Annotated in this window: 21 protein-coding genes; 11 read left to right on the top strand and 10 right to left on the bottom strand. The window is 68.4% G+C overall.

Annotated features, from left to right (window positions below; genetic code table 11):
• Positions 1–18 precede the first annotated feature (18 nt).
• Genes AB0E63_RS40895 through AB0E63_RS40885 form a run of 3 tightly spaced genes read right to left on the bottom strand, consistent with a single transcriptional unit; the run spans position 19 to position 3,120 of the window.
• Positions 19–897: a carbohydrate ABC transporter permease gene (locus tag AB0E63_RS40895; protein ID WP_360378567.1), complete on the bottom strand. Its 879-nt coding sequence runs from the start codon at positions 895–897 to the stop codon at positions 19–21.
• Positions 887–1,822, bottom strand: a complete 936-nt coding sequence (locus tag AB0E63_RS40890; RefSeq protein ID WP_360378564.1) for a sugar ABC transporter permease — start codon at positions 1,820–1,822, stop codon at positions 887–889. Before AB0E63_RS40890 ends, AB0E63_RS40895 begins: the two co-directional genes overlap by 11 nt.
• A gap of 8 nt (positions 1,823–1,830) precedes the next feature.
• Positions 1,831–3,120, bottom strand: coding sequence for an ABC transporter substrate-binding protein (locus tag AB0E63_RS40885; protein WP_360378561.1), 1,290 nt, complete (start codon positions 3,118–3,120; stop codon positions 1,831–1,833).
• A gap of 212 nt (positions 3,121–3,332) precedes the next feature.
• On the opposite strand from AB0E63_RS40885, the gene AB0E63_RS40880 reads away from it, so the two are divergent.
• Both AB0E63_RS40880 and AB0E63_RS40875 read left to right on the top strand, forming a co-directional pair.
• Positions 3,333–4,409 (top strand): LacI family DNA-binding transcriptional regulator, encoded by a 1,077-nt coding sequence (locus AB0E63_RS40880; RefSeq protein WP_360378558.1) that lies wholly within the window; start codon positions 3,333–3,335, stop codon positions 4,407–4,409.
• Positions 4,410–4,422: 13 nt separating this feature from the next.
• Positions 4,423–5,226, top strand: coding sequence for a TrmH family RNA methyltransferase (locus tag AB0E63_RS40875; RefSeq protein WP_360378556.1), 804 nt, complete (start codon positions 4,423–4,425; stop codon positions 5,224–5,226).
• On the opposite strand, the gene AB0E63_RS40870 is transcribed toward AB0E63_RS40875, so the two are convergent.
• On the bottom strand, positions 5,223–6,017 hold the full coding sequence (locus AB0E63_RS40870) for a methyltransferase domain-containing protein (protein ID WP_360378553.1): 795 nt from the start codon (positions 6,015–6,017) through the stop codon (positions 5,223–5,225). The genes AB0E63_RS40875 and AB0E63_RS40870 overlap by 4 nt on opposite strands.
• A 171-nt stretch (positions 6,018–6,188) precedes the next feature.
• Here AB0E63_RS40870 and AB0E63_RS40865 point away from each other — a divergent pair, with 171 nt between their 5' ends.
• Positions 6,189–6,485: an antibiotic biosynthesis monooxygenase gene (locus tag AB0E63_RS40865; protein WP_360378551.1), complete on the top strand. Its 297-nt coding sequence runs from the start codon at positions 6,189–6,191 to the stop codon at positions 6,483–6,485.
• Entirely contained in the window at positions 6,482–7,231 is a 750-nt protein-coding gene (locus AB0E63_RS40860; protein ID WP_360378549.1) for an isocitrate lyase/phosphoenolpyruvate mutase family protein, read from the top strand. The genes AB0E63_RS40865 and AB0E63_RS40860 overlap by 4 nt, the downstream gene beginning before the upstream one ends.
• Here the strand turns inward: AB0E63_RS40860 and AB0E63_RS40855 are convergent.
• Positions 7,210–8,475 carry an AlkA N-terminal domain-containing protein gene (locus tag AB0E63_RS40855; RefSeq protein ID WP_360378546.1) on the bottom strand — a complete coding sequence of 422 codons (1,266 nt, stop codon included), beginning with the start codon at positions 8,473–8,475 and terminating at the stop codon, positions 7,210–7,212. The genes AB0E63_RS40860 and AB0E63_RS40855 overlap by 22 nt on opposite strands.
• A 136-nt stretch (positions 8,476–8,611) precedes the next feature.
• Between AB0E63_RS40855 and AB0E63_RS40850 the strand changes: the two genes are divergently transcribed.
• The 3 genes from AB0E63_RS40850 to AB0E63_RS40840 are packed head-to-tail and all read left to right on the top strand — an operon-like array spanning position 8,612 to position 10,737.
• On the top strand, positions 8,612–9,145 hold the full coding sequence (locus AB0E63_RS40850) for an AAA family ATPase (protein WP_360378544.1): 534 nt from the start codon (positions 8,612–8,614) through the stop codon (positions 9,143–9,145).
• A 33-nt stretch (positions 9,146–9,178) separates the two neighbouring features.
• Entirely contained in the window at positions 9,179–9,856 is a 678-nt protein-coding gene (locus AB0E63_RS40845; RefSeq protein ID WP_360378542.1) for an RraA family protein, read from the top strand.
• Positions 9,853–10,737: an oxidoreductase gene (locus tag AB0E63_RS40840; RefSeq protein WP_360378539.1), complete on the top strand. Its 885-nt coding sequence runs from the start codon at positions 9,853–9,855 to the stop codon at positions 10,735–10,737. The genes AB0E63_RS40845 and AB0E63_RS40840 overlap by 4 nt, the downstream gene beginning before the upstream one ends.
• Here AB0E63_RS40840 and AB0E63_RS40835 read toward each other — a convergent pair.
• Positions 10,709–11,614 carry an LLM class flavin-dependent oxidoreductase gene (locus tag AB0E63_RS40835; protein ID WP_360378537.1) on the bottom strand — a complete coding sequence of 302 codons (906 nt, stop codon included), beginning with the start codon at positions 11,612–11,614 and terminating at the stop codon, positions 10,709–10,711. The genes AB0E63_RS40840 and AB0E63_RS40835 overlap by 29 nt on opposite strands.
• A gap of 92 nt (positions 11,615–11,706) precedes the next feature.
• Here AB0E63_RS40835 and AB0E63_RS40830 point away from each other — a divergent pair, with 92 nt between their 5' ends.
• Positions 11,707–12,150 (top strand): MarR family transcriptional regulator, encoded by a 444-nt coding sequence (locus tag AB0E63_RS40830; protein WP_360378534.1) that lies wholly within the window; start codon positions 11,707–11,709, stop codon positions 12,148–12,150.
• On the opposite strand, the gene AB0E63_RS40825 is transcribed toward AB0E63_RS40830, so the two are convergent.
• Genes AB0E63_RS40825 through AB0E63_RS40810 form a run of 4 tightly spaced genes read right to left on the bottom strand, consistent with a single transcriptional unit; the run spans position 12,119 to position 15,385 of the window.
• Positions 12,119–13,594 (bottom strand): metallophosphoesterase family protein, encoded by a 1,476-nt coding sequence (locus tag AB0E63_RS40825; RefSeq protein ID WP_360378531.1) that lies wholly within the window; start codon positions 13,592–13,594, stop codon positions 12,119–12,121. The two genes, AB0E63_RS40830 and AB0E63_RS40825, sit on opposite strands and share 32 nt — an antisense overlap.
• Positions 13,501–13,710, bottom strand: a complete 210-nt coding sequence (locus tag AB0E63_RS40820; RefSeq protein ID WP_360378529.1) for a twin-arginine translocation signal domain-containing protein — start codon at positions 13,708–13,710, stop codon at positions 13,501–13,503. The genes AB0E63_RS40825 and AB0E63_RS40820 overlap by 94 nt, the downstream gene beginning before the upstream one ends.
• Before the next feature lie 50 nt (positions 13,711–13,760).
• Positions 13,761–14,285, bottom strand: coding sequence for a YciI family protein (locus AB0E63_RS40815; RefSeq protein ID WP_360378526.1), 525 nt, complete (start codon positions 14,283–14,285; stop codon positions 13,761–13,763).
• Entirely contained in the window at positions 14,285–15,385 is a 1,101-nt protein-coding gene (locus AB0E63_RS40810) for a hypothetical protein (protein WP_360378523.1), read from the bottom strand. The genes AB0E63_RS40815 and AB0E63_RS40810 overlap by 1 nt, the downstream gene beginning before the upstream one ends.
• Positions 15,386–15,681: 296 nt before the next feature.
• Here AB0E63_RS40810 and AB0E63_RS40805 point away from each other — a divergent pair, with 296 nt between their 5' ends.
• From AB0E63_RS40805 to AB0E63_RS40795, 3 genes are all read left to right on the top strand, one after another.
• Entirely contained in the window at positions 15,682–16,206 is a 525-nt protein-coding gene (locus AB0E63_RS40805) for an SHOCT domain-containing protein (RefSeq protein ID WP_360378521.1), read from the top strand.
• 258 nt (positions 16,207–16,464) lie between these two features.
• Positions 16,465–16,815 (top strand): hypothetical protein, encoded by a 351-nt coding sequence (locus AB0E63_RS40800; protein WP_360378519.1) that lies wholly within the window; start codon positions 16,465–16,467, stop codon positions 16,813–16,815.
• Positions 16,782–16,946, top strand: coding sequence for a hypothetical protein (locus tag AB0E63_RS40795; RefSeq protein WP_360378516.1), 165 nt, complete (start codon positions 16,782–16,784; stop codon positions 16,944–16,946). The genes AB0E63_RS40800 and AB0E63_RS40795 overlap by 34 nt, the downstream gene beginning before the upstream one ends.
• The last annotated feature ends 89 nt before the right edge of the window (positions 16,947–17,035 follow it).

Below are 17,035 nucleotides of genomic sequence, written 5' to 3'. Positions count from 1 at the left end.
CTTTCCTTTCGCTGAGTGTCATTTGATGCCCGCGGTCGCGAACCCTTGGACGAAGTAGCGCTGCCCGATCAGGAACAAGACCACCATCGGCACGGTGGCCAGCGTCGTACCGGCCATCAGGAATGCCCACTGGGTGTCGTTCTCGGTCCGGAACACCGACAGCCCGACCTGGATCACCCGCAGGCTGTCGCTCTTGGTCACCAGTAGCGGCCAGAGGAAGTTGTTCCACGAGCCCTCGAAGGTCAGCAGCGCGACGGTGATGAACGCCGGCTTCACCAGCGGCGTCATGATCCGGGCGTAGATGCCCAGCTCGCCGAGGCCGTCCAGCCGGGCCGCTTCCTCGAGCTCGACCGGCAGGTCCAGGTAGAACTGCCGGAACAGGAACACCGAGAACGGGCTGACCGCGCCCGGGATGATCAGCGCCCACCAGGTGTCCAGCCAGCCGGTCCCACCCTGACCGGTGATGTCGTTGCCACCGAACAGCGGCATGAACCGCACGATCAGGAACTCCGGAAGGATCTTCGTGTACGTCGGGATCATCAGCGCACCGACGAACCCGAGGAAGATCAGCGAGCTGCCGCGGAACCGCAGCCGCGCCAGCGCGTACCCGGCCATCGAGGCGATCACCACGTTCAGCAGGGTGTGACTGGCCGCGATGACGAAACTGTTCCGCGCGTACGTCGCGAACGGGGCGGCGTGCAACGCGTCGACATAGTTGCTGAAGGCCCATTTCGTCGGGAACAGCCGGGGCGGCACCGCGGCGATGTCGGTCGGCGTCTTCAGCGAGGTGAGCAGCATCCAGACGAACGGGACGATCATCACCAGGGAGATCGCGGTCAGCGTCAGGTAGAGGGCGATCCGGCGGGCCCTCATCCGGCGGAGTCCGTCAACGGGCACGGTCGCCTCCGGTGATCCGCCGGTTGACCAGGGTCAGGACCAGCAGCAGCGCGAACAGCACCAGGCTCTGCGCGCAGGCGTAGCCCATCCGGAACTCCCGGAACGCGGACTTGTAGATCTCGTAGGTCATCATCGTGGTGCTGTTGGCCGGGCCGCCGTCGGTCAGGATGTACACCTGGTCGAACGACTGGAACGCGCCGATCACCGAGGTGACGAAGACGAAGAAGGTGGCCGGCTTCAGCAGGGGCACGGTCAGGCTGAAGAACTGCCGGACCTTCGAGGCGCCGTCCACCGACGCCGCCTCGTACAGCTCGGTCGGCAGGCTCTGCAACGCGGCCAGGTAAATCAGCATCTTCAGCCCGATGCCCTGCCAGACGCCGACCACGATCACCGCCGGCATCGCCCAGTGCGTCGACGACAGCCAATTCGGGCCGTCCAGACCAAGGAACGACAGTACGGCGTTCGCCAAGCCGCTGCGCGGGTCGTAGATCCACAACCAGACCAGCGCGACCGCGATCGTCGCGGTCACCTGCGGGATGAAGATCGCGGTCCGGAAGATCGCCCGGCCGGCCAGCTTCGTGTTCAGCATCAGCGCGATCAGCAACGCGATCGACATCGCCACCGGGACGGTGAAGAACGTGTAGACGCTGGTGTTCAGCACCGCGCGCCGGAACACGTCGTCGGCGAGCAGGTCGCGGAAGTTCTCCAGGCCGACGAAGCGCGGCGGTGTCAGGACGTCGTACGACGTGAAGCTCAGGACGACCGCGGCGACCAGCGGGATGCCGATCCAGATCAGCGCGTGCAGCAGCGCGGGCGCGACCATCAGCAGCCCGGCCCGCCTCCGGCTGCGCAAGAGGCCGCGGCGGGGCTGACTGGTGGCCGGACCGGGTGCGACTTCGCGCACCTTCTCCAGTGTCGACACCATCGTGCCGCTCACAACCGGGAGATCGCTTGCTTGCTCAGGTTCGCCAGCTCGTCGATCGCTTCCTTGGCGGTCTTCTGGCCGACGACCGCGGTCTCCAGGGTGGTCTTGATCTTCTCCCGGATCTCCATCCAGGCCGGCGTACCGCCCTCGGAGCGGGCCTTGCTCATGTTGTCCAGGGCAAGCTTCACGAAGCCGTTGTTCTTGACGTAGTCCGAGGTCCGCAGGTCCTGCACGCCGGGCACCGAACCGCGCTGCTGGGCGGTCGGCAGGATGCTCTCCGGCGTCCCCATGAACTCCACCAGGGCCTGGGCCGCCGCGGCGTGCTTGGTCGAGGCGGAGCGGGCCACCAGGGTCCCGCCCTGCAGCATCGCCGGCACCTTGTTGGCCAGGATGAACGCGCCGACCTTGTCTTCCTTCAGCAGCTCCGGATTCTGCTGCTGCAGCTGCACCCAGAGCGAGTTGTTCGCCATCATCATCGCCGAGCGGCCCTGGGCGAGCGTGCTCGGCTGACCGGCCGACGACGTGAACGAGTAGTCACCCGACTTGTCCTTGATCACGTCGAGGAACAGTTGCAACGCCTCGACCCCGCGCTCGTCGTCGAACTTGACCTGCTGGCCGGCTTCGTCGAACAGGTTGCCGTCGTTCGCGAACAGGAAGGTCTCCCAGCACTGCCGCAGGTCGATCGAGAACGGGTCGAACCCGACCCGGGTCAGCTTGCCGGAGCCGTCGGCCCGGGCCAGTTCCTTGGCCATCTCGCGCAGCTCGGCCCAGTCCTTCGGCGGCTGCGTGATCCCGGCCTCGGCGAACATGTCCTTGCGGTAGGTGACGATCCGGGTGTCGAGCACCAGCGGGAGCGCGTACAGCTTGCCGTCGTACCGGGAGGGCTCGAGGACGCGGTCCTCGTACTGGTAGCGCTTCGCGAGCTCGTCCGGCAGCGGTGCGAGCACCTTCTTGTGCGCGAACGGCGGGATCCAGCCGACGCCGAGCATCACGACGTCCGGCATCAGGCCGCCGGCCAGGCCGGTGGTGAGCTTCTCGTTCAGCGCGGCGTACGTCGTGTAGTCGACGTTGACCGTGACGTTCGGGTTCTTCTGCTTGAACGCCGCCAGCAGTTTGCCCTCGAGCAACTGCTTGCCGGTGCTGCCCTCGAAGATCGGGGTGAGCAGCGTGATCTCGCCCTCGGCGGGACCCTCGGCGGCCGCCTGCCCGTCCCCGGACGGCGATGCCGAACACCCGGTGGCGGCGGCGAACGCGCCGAGGCCGAGGGCCGTCAGGACTGATCTGCGGGAGTACTCCATGGCGCGCCTTTCGTGGTGCTGCGAGATGGGAGTGGTGCAACGATCTACCAGCCGCAGCGGCGCTGCGGATGCGAGCTGGTGCAACGATGCACCGCATGCTAGGAAGCGATTCCGGCGATCGTCAAGGGGCTGAGCTCGATCGGCTTCTGCTGGACTTTCGCTGATTCGTGATGCATCGTTGCACTGCGACATGGCAGGACGACGGGGCGAAGGTGAGGAAGAATGCGCGGGTGGGCATGGGTGAGGTGACGATCCAGCAGGTGGCGACCGAGGCAGGCGTCTCGCCGAGCACGGTGTCGAACCTGCTGAACGGGCGGAACCATCGGATGCTGCCGGAGACCCGGCAGCGGATCGAGACGGCGATCGACAAGCTCGGCTACCGGCCGAACCGCGCCGCCCGGCAGTTGCGCACCGGCCGGAACACCACGATCGGGCTCGTCGTCCCGTCGGTCGGCAACCCGTTCTGGGGTGCGCTGGCCCGGCACCTGGAATCCGCCGCCCTGGCCGAGGGCTATCACGTGCTGCTCTGCAACTCCGAGCGCGATCCGCGCCGCGAACGCGACTACATCGACGAACTGTGGGCCGACGGCGTCCACGGCGTCGTACTGTGCTCGTCGCTGCCGTCGCTCGAGCACGTGCTGCCGCTGGTCGAGCGCGGACTCCAGCTGGTCGCCTTCGACCGTACGTCGCAAGCCGGCGATCCCGCGTCGCTGGTGAGCATCAGTGTGGACAACGCGATCGGCAGCCAGCTCGCCACGCAGCACCTCACGGACCTCGGCCACCGCCGGCTGGCCTTCGTTTCGGGGGCCTTGGCGAGCGTGAACCGCAAAGAGCGGTACCGCGGTTTCGTCGCCGGGCTCGAGCGGGCCGGCCTCGATCCGGCGGAGGCATTGCGCGCGCCGACCGGCACAGGCGCCGACGACTTCGGCGATGTCGAGGCGTCCGAGCTGGGGCGCGCGGCCGCCGCGGAACTGGTGGCACTGGACGATCCGCCGACCGCGATCGTGGCGATCAACGACATGTGTGCGCTTGGGGTTTGCCGTGGGCTGCGCGACGGTGGGCTCGAGGTCGGCAAGGACGTGTCGGTGGTGGGCTTCGACGACATCGTGCTCGCCGACCTGTACGCGCCCACCCTGACGACCGTCCGCCAGCCGATGCAGGAGATGGCGGCGGCCGCGTTCAGCCAGCTCCGGTCCCGGCTGGACGACTCCGGCCCGAAGCAGGGTCAGTCGCTGTTGTTCCGTCCGGAGCTCATCGTCCGCGAGTCGACGGCGGCGCCGCCGTCCTGAGTAGGGTAGTCGGGTGCAGCGGATCACGGCTCGGAATGCCCGGTTTCAGGTGTGGCAGGCGTTGCTGACCAACCGGACCAAGCGGCAGCGGGCCGGGGAGTTCCTGGTCCAGGGGGTCCGGCCGATTTCGGTTGCCGTGGACAACGGATGGCCGGTGCGCACGGTGATCACCGATGCCTCCCGACCGTTGTCACGCTGGGCACGGGACCTGTTGCAGCGGCTGCCCAGCGTGGAGCGGGTGGCGATGGCGGGCGAGCTGCTGGCCGAGCTCGGCGAGAAGGACGAGGCCGCGCCCGAGCTGATCGCGGTGCTGGAACTGCCGGCCGACGATCTGGACCGGATCGAGGTCCGGCCGGACTTCCTGGGCGTGGTCTTCGACCGGCCCACCGGACCGGGGAACATCGGGTCGATCATCAGGTCCGCGGACGCGTTCGGTGCGCATGGCGTGATCGTCACCGGGCACGCGGCTGACGTCTACGATCCGAAGGCGGTCCGCGCGACGACCGGGTCGCTCTTCGCGGTTCCCGCCGTCCGCGTGCCGTCGCATCATGAGGTCCTCGACTGGGTACGACGGCACGCCGTACCGATCGTGGTCGTGGGCACCGACGAGCACGGCTCGGTCGACGTGTTCGACTTCGACTTCACCCAGCCCACGCTGCTCCTGATCGGCAACGAGACAGCTGGTCTGAGCGCCGCGTGGAAAGAAGCCGCGGACCAACTGGTCCGCATCCCCATCACCGGCTCAGCCAGCTCTCTCAACGCCGCCAACGCAGCAACAGCAGTCCTGTACGAGATCTCCCGCCAGCGCTCGCGCTAAGCGGTGCAGAGGAGTTCGCCGTGCAGGATGGAGATCCAGCCGTCGGGACGGGCGGCCCAGGTTTGCCAGGCCTGGGAGATGGCGGTGAGCGTCTCCTCGGGTACGCCGGCACCGCGAGCCTGATCGGCTAGCGCGGACTTCAGGATGCGGTCCGACCACATGCCGCCCCACCACGCGCGATCGTCGTCGTTCGTGAATGCCCAGTTGGTCGCGGTTGCGTCGACCTTCTCGAAGCCGGCCTCCAGCGCCCAGGACAGCAGTCGCCGGCCGGCGTCCGGCTCGCCGCCGTTCGCGCGGGCCATCCGCTGGTAGAGCGCCATCCACTCGTCCAGCTCGGGCAACTCCGGGTACCAGACGAAGCCGTGATAATCGGAGTCCCGGACCGCGACGATCCCGCCGGGCTTGCACACCCGCCGCATCTCCCGCAACGCCTGCACCGGATCCGCGACGTGCTGCAGGACCTGGTGTGCGTGGACGACGTCGTACGTGTCGTCGGGGAGGTCCAGCGCGTGTACGTCGCCGACGACGAACTCAACCTTCACGTCGAGTTCGGCGAAGGTCGACCTGGTGATGTCGAGGGCGGCTTCATTCGCTTCCAGCGCGGTCGTCCGCCCAGGCTCGACCAGGCGGGCCAGGTCCGCGGTGATGGTGCCGGGGCCGGCGCCGACATCGAGCAGCGACATGCCGGGCCGGAGATGGGGAAGAAGGTAGCCGGCCGAGTTCTCCGCGGTGCGCCAGCTGTGCGACCGCAGTACCGATTCGTGGTGGCCGTGCGTGTACACGTTGTTCATCCCAGGCTCCTTTGCCCTCGCCAACAAGCCTTACGCTAACCCAGAATCTTGTTTTGTGAGACATATCGTCTCAGATAATGAGCAGATGGAGATGGCCGAATATGGCCAGACCCGGGGTGGGTCCGCGGGCGAATCTTGAGGGGTACCAGAGACCACCTCAGGAGGAATCAAGTGCTGGCAAAGGTGTTTCCGATCAAGTTGAAGGACGGCAACCAGGCGGTGGCCGAGCAGATCGTGCAGGAGTTCGCGCCGAAGGGTCCGGGTACCGAGGAGGGGACGCTGTCGTTCCGGGTGTACCGCGATCCGGCCAACCCTGACTACCTGCTGTTCGTCGAGCACTTCGCGAACCAGGCGGCGTACGACGCACACACCGGATCGGCGGCGTACAAGGAGCTGATCGCGGGGCGGTTCGCCGACCTGATCGTGGAGTTCGTCGAGATCGACCACCAACTGCTGGTCAGCCTGTGAGCACGCAGGCCGACCTGGCCCGGCGGCTGCGCGCCCCACACGCGCAGCCGCCGCTGGTCCTGCCGAACGCCTGGGACGCCGGCTCCGCTCGCGCGATCGAGGCGGCGGGTGCTGTCGCGATCGCGACAACGAGCGCGGGCATCGCCTGGGCCGCCGGGGTCGACGACGCAGGTGGACTCACCCGTACGACGGCGATCGCGGCACTCCGCGCGATCTGCGCGGCGGTGTCGATCCCGGTCACCGCCGACCTCGAGGCCGGCTACGGGGAGGTCGAGGTAACCGTCGCCGACGCCCTCGAAGCCGGTGCCGTCGGCATCAACCTCGAAGACAGCACCGGCCGGGTGCTCGACGAACCTTGGGTGCACGCCGCCCGGATCGCGGCGGCTCGCACCGTCGCCGTGTCCGCCGGCATCGATCTCGTCATCAACGCCCGCACCGACACGTACCTGTTCGGCGACGGCTCCGGCACGATCGAACGCGCCAAGCAGTACGCCGAGGCCGGCGCGGACGTCCTGTTCGTCCCGGGAGTCGTGGATGCCGCCACCATTCGCGAGCTGGTTGCCGCCTCACCGCTACCGCTGAACGTGATGGTCGGCCCTGGCGCTCCTTCGGTCGCCGAACTGACGGCGCTCGGGGTGACCCGGATCAGCGTCGGACCCGCGATCGCGTCGGCTGCTTATGAGCTGGCAACAGCCGCCGCGAAGGAACTGCTGTCGAGCGGCACCTACGAATCACTGAGCAGATGAACGGCGGCGAGTGAGCGCCACGGTCGTAGATGCTCCGACTCACCGTCCAGCGGCCAAGCGTCACGGGCACCAAGCCGCATCGCCACCTGGTCTGCGGCTTTGGTGCTGACGCCGGCCACCTCGGCCAGCTTCTCGGCATCCACAGCACTGTCGAGCACTATGTTGCCTGCAGCAACTTCTTGGGCGAGGGGGCCGATCAGCTCGGCGCCGGTCAGAGCCTGTGGACCCGGGAACGCGTGCGTCAGACCGTGACCGAGGCCGGGGACCGGCAGCCCGTGGACCTCGACGAGTTTGCGCAGAGCGTCGTACGCCTCGTTGCCGTCCAGGTGGTCACGGACGACTGCCTGGACGGCGACCTCGAACGGACCCCAGGCGCCGGGCACCCGGACGCCGGGGCGGGACGCGATCAGCGGGCCGATCACCGGATCCTCGGACAGCAGGGCTCGGGCCAGGACGGGCTCGGTTTCCAGGCCGACCAAGCGAGCGGCGCGGTCGACGATGTGGATGACGCCTTCCCAGTACGGCAGGTGGGCGCGCAGCAGCAGGTAGTCGTCGCCGCCCGGGCCGATCTCGAGCAGTCCCGGGTAGCCGTCGAGGGAGATCGTCCGCCGGTAGACACCATCCTCGACCGACTCCACGCCGGGGATCGCGTGCTTGGCGAGAAACGCGCACATCGCGTCCCAGTCGTACGGCGGTGTGTACGGCAAGCGCAGTACGAGACCTCCATCGGCGACCAGGCGATCACTGCGGCGACGGCGATCCCTGAGCTCGCGTGGGGAGGCGCGGAAGATCTCGCGCATCGCGCGGTTGAACTGCCGGAGGCTGCCGAAGCCGGCGGCGAACGCGACGTCCGCGATCCCGAGCTCGGAGTCGTCCAGTAGCCGCCGCGCGAAATGCGCCCGCCGGGAGCGCGCGAACTGATCGGGCGTGACCCCCAGATGCTCGTGGAACATCCGGCGCAGATGCCGCGCCGACACCCCCAGCCGCGCGCCGAGCGCCGCCTCACCCGACTCGTCCAGCACGCCGGCGACGATCAGCTGTACCGCCCGGCAGACCAGCTCGGGCGCCTCGTCCGCGACTGTCCCGGCCACCCGGTACGGCCGGCAGCGCAGGCACGCGCGATACCCGGCCGCCTCCGCCGCGGCCGGCAGCTCGAACGTCCGCACGTTCTCCGCGAGCGGCTTCGCCCCACACCCCGGACGGCAGTAGATCCCCGTCGTCCGCACCGCCGAATACGTCGTCATCGCTCCACTGTCACCCCCGCCGCGCGCGGACTCCGGCCACATCCGGACATCACGCTAACCAGCCGCACCGACAATTTCTGACCCGGCTTTGACGTTCAGTGGAGATCACCGGCCTGGTCTCGCTAAGGTGCCGCGCGTGCAGTCCAAACCGATGTTGATCGTGGTGAGCGGCCCGCCGGGGACCGGCAAGACGACGCTGGCGCACCGGGTGGCGGAGGCGATCGGCTGCCCGGCGATCTGCCGGGACGAGATCAAGGAGGGGATGGCGCACGCGACCCCCGGGTTCGTGCCCGGGCCGGGCGATCCGCTGACGATGCGGACGCTGTCGACGTTCTTCGATGTGATCGGCCTGCTGATCGGCCGCGGTACGACGGTCGTCGCCGAGGCGGCGTTCCAGGACCGCCTATGGAGCCCGGGCCTGGCCCCCCTGCTCGGCCGGGCCGACGTCCGCGTCCTGCACTGCACGGTCCCGGCCGAGGTGGCGCTGGCGCGGATCAACGCCCGTACGGCGAACTCCAACCGGACCGCCCACGAGGACGCCCAGATCAGCGCCGAGGCCCGGATGCGCACCCACAACGCCTTCCAGCCGGTCGACCTCCCGGTCCCGGCTTTGACGGTGGACACCACTACGACCCCCTCCCTCGAGGCGATCATCCGGTTCTTGACCTAAGGTCGGCTGGGAGTCGAGCGAGAGGGGGCTGGGATGCTGTTCGCGGGATTGACCACGGCGCACGTCGCGGACGCCTGTGTTCGGGCGGGAGTGCCGGTACGCACGGTGTCGCTGACAGCTGTGGTCGGCGGCCGGGTCGCCGGGCGGGTGCTGCCGGCGCAGCACGTGGGCAGTGTGGACGTGTTCCTCGAGGCCTTCGAGTCCGCTGAGCAGGGCGACGTACTGGTGGTGGACAACGGCGGCCGGCGGGACGAGGCGTGCGTCGGTGACCTGGTCTCACTCGAGGCGAAGGCGGCCGGCCTGGCGGGCATCGTGATCTGGGGCCTGCACCGCGACACCGTTGACATCACCGCGATCGGGCTGCCCGTCTTCAGTCTCGGCGCCCTGCCGACCGGACCACTCCGGCTCGATCCGCAACCGGCCGATGCGTTGTCCACGGCAACGATCGGCGAGTGGACGGTGACCCGCGCGGACGTCGTACTCGCGGACGAGGACGGTGCGATCTTCGTCCCGGCCGACCGGGTCGAGGAGCTGACAGCGCTGGCCGAGTCCATCCGCGACACCGAGCACCGGCAGGCCGGCGAGATCCGGGCCGGCCGCTCGTTGCGGGAGCAGGTTCGGTTCGCGGAGTTTCTGACCGCGCGGGCGGAGGATCCGTCGTTGACGTTCCGCCAGCACCTGCGCCGAGTCCGAGGAGCGATCGAAGAATGAGCAGTGCGGCTGCAGCCGGGACGTGGAAGCTGGGCGACGTCACCGTCAACCGGATGGGCTTCGGCTCGATGCGGATCACCGCGAACCCGGATCGCTCCGTGGCGATCCAGGTTCTGCGTCGCGCCGTGGAACTCGGCGTGAACCACCTCGACACGGCGGCGTTCTACGCGTCGCCGGGCGGGACGCTGGGGGTCGGTGACGGGCCGAAGCGATACGCCAACGAGCTGATCCGCGAGGCACTGGCACCGTACCCGGAAGGTCTGGTCATCACCACGAAGGTCGGGCCGGGCGAGGATCCCGAGCGCGGGTTCTACCAGGCGACGACCGCCGCCGAACTGCGGACGCAGGTGGAGACGAACCTGCGGCAGCTCGGCGTCGACTGCCTCGACGTGGTCAACCTGCGGATCATCAAGAAGCCGGGCGCCGACTCGATCGCCGACCGGTTCGGCGCGCTCGCCGACCTGCGCGACGCCGGGCTGATCCGTCAGCTCGGGGTGTCGAACGTCCGGGCCGATCATGTCGACGAGGCGCGCACGATCGCGCCGGTCGTGTGCGTGCAGAACAGCTATGCGGTCGATCTGCGCCGCGACGAGGACGCGCTGATCCGGCTGTGCGCGGACCGCGGGATCGCGTACGTACCGTTCTTCGCGATCGCCGGTGAGTCCCGCGAAGGCGGGGCGGCCGCCGACCACTCCGACGCCGTGCAGGCCATCGCGACGACTCACGGCGTGACGCCGGCTCAGGTCCGCCTGGCCTGGACCCTGCACCAAAGCCCCAACGTCCTCGCGATCCCGGGCACCGGCAACCCGGCCCACCTGGAAGAGAACATCGCCGCGGGCGCTCTCCGGCTGACTAAAGAAGAGCTGGCGACTCTCGATTGATCCCGGCGCGGACCGCCGGGACGATTTCTTGCGACCAGCGGGCGACCTGGACGTCGTACGGGTCCGAGCCGCGCGGGAACAGCGTGAAGCCGGCGGCGCCGTGGTTGAGGACGGCGTCGGTGAGTTCCTCGATCCATTGGGCCGGGGAGCCGCCGATCCAGCGGCCTTCGTCGTCGCGAGTACGGCGTACGGGCGTTGCGGTGATCGCGCCGGGGAAGTTGTAGATGGTGGCGACGTCGGAGGGTTTGCGACCGACCGCGAGGGCGGCCTCGTCGATGATCGGGCGGGACCAGCGGTAGCGGTCGCTCAGCCAGTCGGCGGCGCGGCCGGGGATCCAGCCGTCGGCCTGACGACCGGTGGCGGCGAGCGACTTCGGACCGTTCGAGCCTGTCCAGATCAGCGGCGCGGGTACGGCGGCGGCCTTCAGCGCTCCGATCGGGTAGTGCTTCGTGGGAGCCGGATCGCCGCCGGCGGACAACGCGCGGACCAACTGCATCGCTTCCTCGAAGGCCTCGACCTGTTCGGCCGGGCGCTGCGCCGGGACGCCCATCGTGGTGATCCGATCCATCGCTCCCCCGGCGCCGATCCCGAGGATGAACCGGCCACCGGACAACGCCGACAGCGCGGACGCCGTACGCGCGAGCACCGGGGCCGGGCGCAACGGCAGGTTGGTCACGTTGACGAACGCGGACAGTCGCTCGGTCCGGCCGAGGAGGAAACCGACTGCGGCGTACCCGTCCAGGAGGTCGGCGACGTACGGGTGGTCCGACAGGCTGACGTGATCGAGCCCGTCGCGGTCGGCCTGCTCGGCCAGTCGCAGGATGGCGTCCACGTCGCGGACGTGATCCGGCGAGCCATATCCGAACTTCACGGTCATCGGAGTCTCCTCAGATAGTTCGTAGGCCGAAATAGTAACACTACGAACTATTCGGTCTGCAAACTATTCGTGGACCGGACTATCATGGGGACATGGCGACGACGACGGCGCGGGATCAGGAATTGGCTAGCGCCCTGGTCCAGACGATGCACCTCCTGCAGGACCTGCACGCCGAGACCAGCCGGCCACTCGGGCTGACCCCGCAACAGGCCCACCTACTCTGCGTCCTACTCGGCGGACCACTTGGGATGACCGAGCTCAGCCGGATCCTGAGCATCGAACGCTCCAGCCTGACCAGCATGGTCGACCGCCTCGAACGCCGCGACCTGGTCGCCCGCATCGCCAACCCCACCGACCGCCGCGCCTGCCAGATCGAGCTCACCCCGGCCGGCAAAGCGCTGGCCCACGAGGCCCACAACGCCGTCGTCAACCGCATCGAAACTCTCACGGGCGACATCCCGGCGGCCGACCGACGTACGCTCGTCAGCACCCTGCAGACGGTCCTCAGCCGTCGCGGCGGGGGCGGTGGAGGGTGAAGGTTTCGAAGGGGGAGAGGTCTCCGTTGGGGCCCAGGACGTCGTAGTAGGTGACCTGCATCGTCGTGTGGCCGCCGGGGTGACCGGGGTCGACGGTGAAGGCCGCGAAGCCGTAGGGGTGGGCGGCGTTGCGGGAGGCGGACCAGGGGGCGGGCTCCTGGACGTAGACGGGCGGACGCTTGCCGGTGGTCGGGTCGGGCGCGCCGACTGAGGTGATCACGCGGCAGGCCGGCGGGTTGAAGAGCACGCCGTTGGAGCCGACCGACGTCCCTCCGCCGCCGATGACCAGGTGCACCGTGCCCTTCGACGTGTCCACGACATCCGCGCGGGTGGCGGTCGGGATCGGGGTGAGCGTCTGGTTGGGCTGCTGTCCGCGGATCGGGTGCGAGCGCTCGTAGTGGTGTTCGTGTCCACAGACGACGAGGTCGACGCCGTACCGGTCGAACAGCGGCACCCACTCCTGCCGGATGCCGAGGTCGGCGCCGTTCGCCTGGTCGGCACTGCTCACCACGACCTGGTGCATGCAGACGACGATCCAGTCGATGCCGCGGTCGGCGCGAATCGCCTTCAGTTCCTTCTCCAGCCACGCCTTCTGCGCACCCTGGGAGTACCCGCGGACGTAGCTGTTGCCGCCGTCCTGGTAGCAGACGTCGTCGTTGGCCAGGCTGATCACCCGCACCGACCCGACGGTGAACGCGTACCAGAGCCCGCGCGTCACATCGGTCTGCCCGTCCTGCCGGGGCAGCGCGAAGTACGTCTGGTACGCCTCGTACCCGATCGGTCCGTTGCCGAGTTCGTTCTCGTGGTTGCCCGCCGACGGCATCCACGGGCGGTCGCGTGCGCTGCGGGTGTTGTTCTCCCAGAAGTCGTTCCAGGTACGCACGCGATCGTCGGCCAGGTTGGCGTAGCAGAGGTCCCCGTTGAACAGGTGGAACAACGGCCGCACCCGCTCCACTCCGGCGGTCACATCACCGGCCGCCGGCGAACCGAGGTTGTCGTTCACGAACGGCGGGTTGGGAATCGTCACGCCCGGCGGCGGCACGTACCGCTTGCCCAGCGTCGGCGTGCCCTGGTCGCCGAAGCTGGTGAAGGTGAACTTGGCCCGGCCCTTCGGCGCTGTGTGGAACGTCCCGAACTCGGCCTCGGCCCCGTCGTGTACGGCGGCGTACACGTACTCGGTGTTGGCGCGGAGTCGTCCGGCTCGGGCGTGGTGGACGTAGACGATGTGCCCGGACTTCGCGTCCGTGTAGTTGCTCGTGGCAGCGGTCACGGTCCGCTCGAAGTTTCCGTCCGGACCACCGAGCAGTACGCGCGGTCGTCGTACCGGCTGGCGGCTGTGCCAGGAGACGGTCACTTCCGTGGAGGCGTCCGCTCCGAACTGCAGATGCAGCCCGCCGACCCGCGGCGTCGTGATCGGATCGGCGGCCGGGGCTGACTTCCGCACGGCAGCGGCCTGGGCGGGCGCGGCGGTGTGAGGAGTGCGCCACCGGCGACGGTGGCAGACGCGAGGAACCCGCGTCGTGAGAAATGCGACTCGAACAGCTCTTCGTCGTCAATCACACGACCACGCTGGCGGCCGGAGGTGAATCCCGGCCGTCAGCTGAGCCAACTCAGTCCCGCCGTCCCCCGAACTCCCACGGGTGGACGTCGGCTGGATCCGCATCCGCCAGTACGGCGGCGCTCTCGGCGTCACGTGCTTCGACGAGGGCCGCGCGGCCGAGGTGTGTGTCGTCGTCCAGGCCGATGAGGTCGCCGTAAATGATCAGGTGCTTCGAGCTGATCGGTCGCGGCTCGTCCTCGGTGAGGACGAGGTAGCGGCCGTAGCCCTCGACGGCCTCGCCGAAGTCCCACATGGTGCTGCCGACGTGCTTGCGGAAGCGGCAGAGCAGTACTGAGTCGAAGACGCCGGCGCGGTAGTACGTCTCGTCGTACGCGAACGCGCGGGCGGCCTCGACATCCGGCAGGTCGACGATGTGCAGGCTGCCGGTCGACGCCTCACGGTCCTCGGTCAGGGTCGGACCGCGGGCGATCAGGGCGTCGACGTACCCGTCCATGAACGCCCAGTGCTCCTCGGTCAGCTTCGCCTTGAGGTCGCCACTGCCGGGGCGGTCCCGGCCGTAGACGAAGTACTCCATCAGGACTTGGCGGCGAGGTGGAGGCGCAGGATCGTGTCGTAGTCGACGATCTCCACGCCGGCCTGCGCGAACTCGGCCGCGCCGACCGGCTCCTGGGTCGGGATGATCAGCAGCTTGCGCGGGTCGCTGACGTCGACGCCGTACTTGGTCTGGGCGAAGGCACGGTTCTCGGTGGACTTGAAGTAGTCGGCGTACTGAGTGAGCTGCGCGGCGCCCTCGCTGACCGGGTTGCGGAACGCGCGCCGGCGCTTCTTGCCGTTGGTGGAGTCGAGGACCGGGAGCTTCAGGTCGCCGATCAGGTGGCTGCCGTCCGCGCGCTCCAGAATGAAGTCGGGCCGCAGGTCGTCCAGGAACGGCTGCCGGATCAGCCGGGTAGCGTCGAACGCCGACAGCAGGATCTCCTCGTTCGCGTCCAGGAACTGGTCGACGGTCCCGTCCTGGAGACCGTGCGCCAGGTAGGTGCTGGCGAATGCGTCACCGTTGAGGTCCGCGGCCTCCACCGGCACGCTCAGAGTGCCGATCGGATCCAGGTGCGGCCGGGCGTTGGAGTAGTTCCGGAGGAAGTCCAGGTACTTCTCGGCGGGCTCGGACCTGTGGATCGCGATCGCGAACAACGTCCAGTGCAGCCGGATCGAGTCGTTCGCCGTGTGCACGAGCAGCGTCCGGTCGAAGGTCGAATAGTTCCCCGGGGCGAACTGCAGCAACTGGTCGCCCGGCCCGGTGAACTCGTCCCCGAGCATCTTCGCCGTGGCCGGGAAGTAGCCGTCCAGCTCCTGCCGCCCCGCCTCGGTCGCGATGGTCGCGTCCTTGAACAGGTTCTCCCCCGGCAGCGTGACCACGGCCGAGCCGTCGCCGAGGCCGAAGTACTCCTCGACGCTCGCCGCCTTCTGCCGCCGCACCTCGGGCGAGCGGTACTCGCGGCTCACACCGGCGAGCTCGAGGATGTTCCAGTCCGGGGTCTCGGTCAGCAGCATCAGCCGCGGGAAGAGCAACGGCCCCGGCAGCTCCCGCCGGTGACTCCCGAGCAGATGCTCGCCGGCGCTCCGCAGGTGCTCCCCCCAGAACTGCCCGTTCACCTTCACGAACTCAGTCGGCTTCATCGCTCTCCTCGGTCCCGAACCTGGTCTGACCCAATACCAAACTCCCCGCCATCCCAACGCTATTCCCCCACCGCGGGACGACGATCGCCCGGCCCTGGACGGCCCGACCAGCGGCCGGCCCGCCAGCGCTCCACAGCCGTCTGCACCAGCCAGTCCGCCTCAGCCAACCTCAACCCAGGAAGTGGCCCACTCTCAGTTGCCGGGCTTGGCCTCGGGGCGTGGCCCCTTCCGACAGCCCCACGGGCCGGTCCGGATCGGTGCGCGGTTGATGCCTCGCGGTGAGGAGTTCACCCCCCGTGGGTGACGCGCTGGACACTCCGGACCTGCTGCAATGCGAACCGCAACGCCTGTCGGAGGCACAAGTCATGAGGCTCGACCTGGGTGAGCCGGGCAGCGCGTGCGCTCATCACTGGGAGGAAATGGCCGTGGACGCAATGACGAATGACTTCGGGGAAGTTCTCCTGTGGAGCTTCTGGTTCTTCATCTGGATCGCCGCACTGATGGTGTGGTTCCGTTGCCTGTGGGACCTGTTCGGAGACCGCTCGCTGAGCGGTTGGGCAAAGGCCGGCTGGGCGATTCTGCTCATCTTCGTGCCGTGGTTGGGGGCACTGATCTACCTCATTGTTCGGGGCCGGAGCATGAACGAGCGGCAGCGGACGGCGATTGTGCAGCGGCAGGCCGAGCAGGAGAAGTACATCCAGGACGTTGCAAGCACTTCCAAGAGCCCGTCCGACGAGATCGCCAACGCCAAAGGATTGCTCGATTCCGGAACGATCACGCAGGAGGAGTACGAATCCCTCAAGGCCAAGGCGCTCGCCTGACCACACCGGACTGACGTGGACACCCTCAGCGAGCCCATCGGCCACGCAGACGCTCCATAAGAGCCTCGGAGCGTCTCATCGGGATCGGCAAGCAAGCCGACTTTTGACACGCGCCGCGCCGACCTGGGTTTGGCAGCTATCAAGGGGACGAGGCAAGAATTGGCGCAGCCCTTGCAAGGCGCACGTTGGAGGAGCCGCCGCAGGCCAGCTATCTACCAGGACGGCTGGTGGGCCGGCACCCGTCACGGACTCGACGGCGTGACGGCCGCAGCCAAGGAGGTGGTGCCGTTCGACGAGGACGCGTGGGAGCTCTACGACCTGTGGAACGACTTCGGCCACGCCACCAACCTGGCGGCACAGCACCCCGACCGGCTCGCGGAACTCCAAGCGCTCTTCGACCACGAGGCGCGCACCTACAACGTCTACCCGATGGTCAACAACGCCTTCGAACTAGTGACCGCGAAACGGAGAAGGCTCGTCTCCGGCAACCGCGCCAGCTACAGCGCCGGCACGATCCGGCTCCCCGACGACGGGGTCATCGACATCAGAACCGGTCCTTCTCCGTCATCGCCGACGTGGACAACCCCGACGGCGACGCCGAGGGCATGATCGTCACCCTGGGCGGCGAAACCGGTGGATTCGCCTTCTACGTGCTCGGCGGCACGCCGGCCTTCCAATACAACTGGCTCGGGAAGGAGCACTACACGATCACGTTCGTCGCAGGCGTTGCCCTAACCTGACTTGGGTCACCTGGACAGGTTTTTGGGGACCAGGTCGCGCTGACCTGCGGTGATCGGCTTGGTTAGTGTGCCGTCAAGGCACTAATTCG

This window comes from Kribbella sp. NPDC026596 (assembly GCF_040638415.1).
Classification (GTDB): Bacteria; Actinomycetota; Actinomycetes; order Propionibacteriales; family Kribbellaceae; genus Kribbella.
Note: the sequence above shows the minus strand (reverse complement) of the source record. Positions and strands in the feature narration are given on the sequence as shown.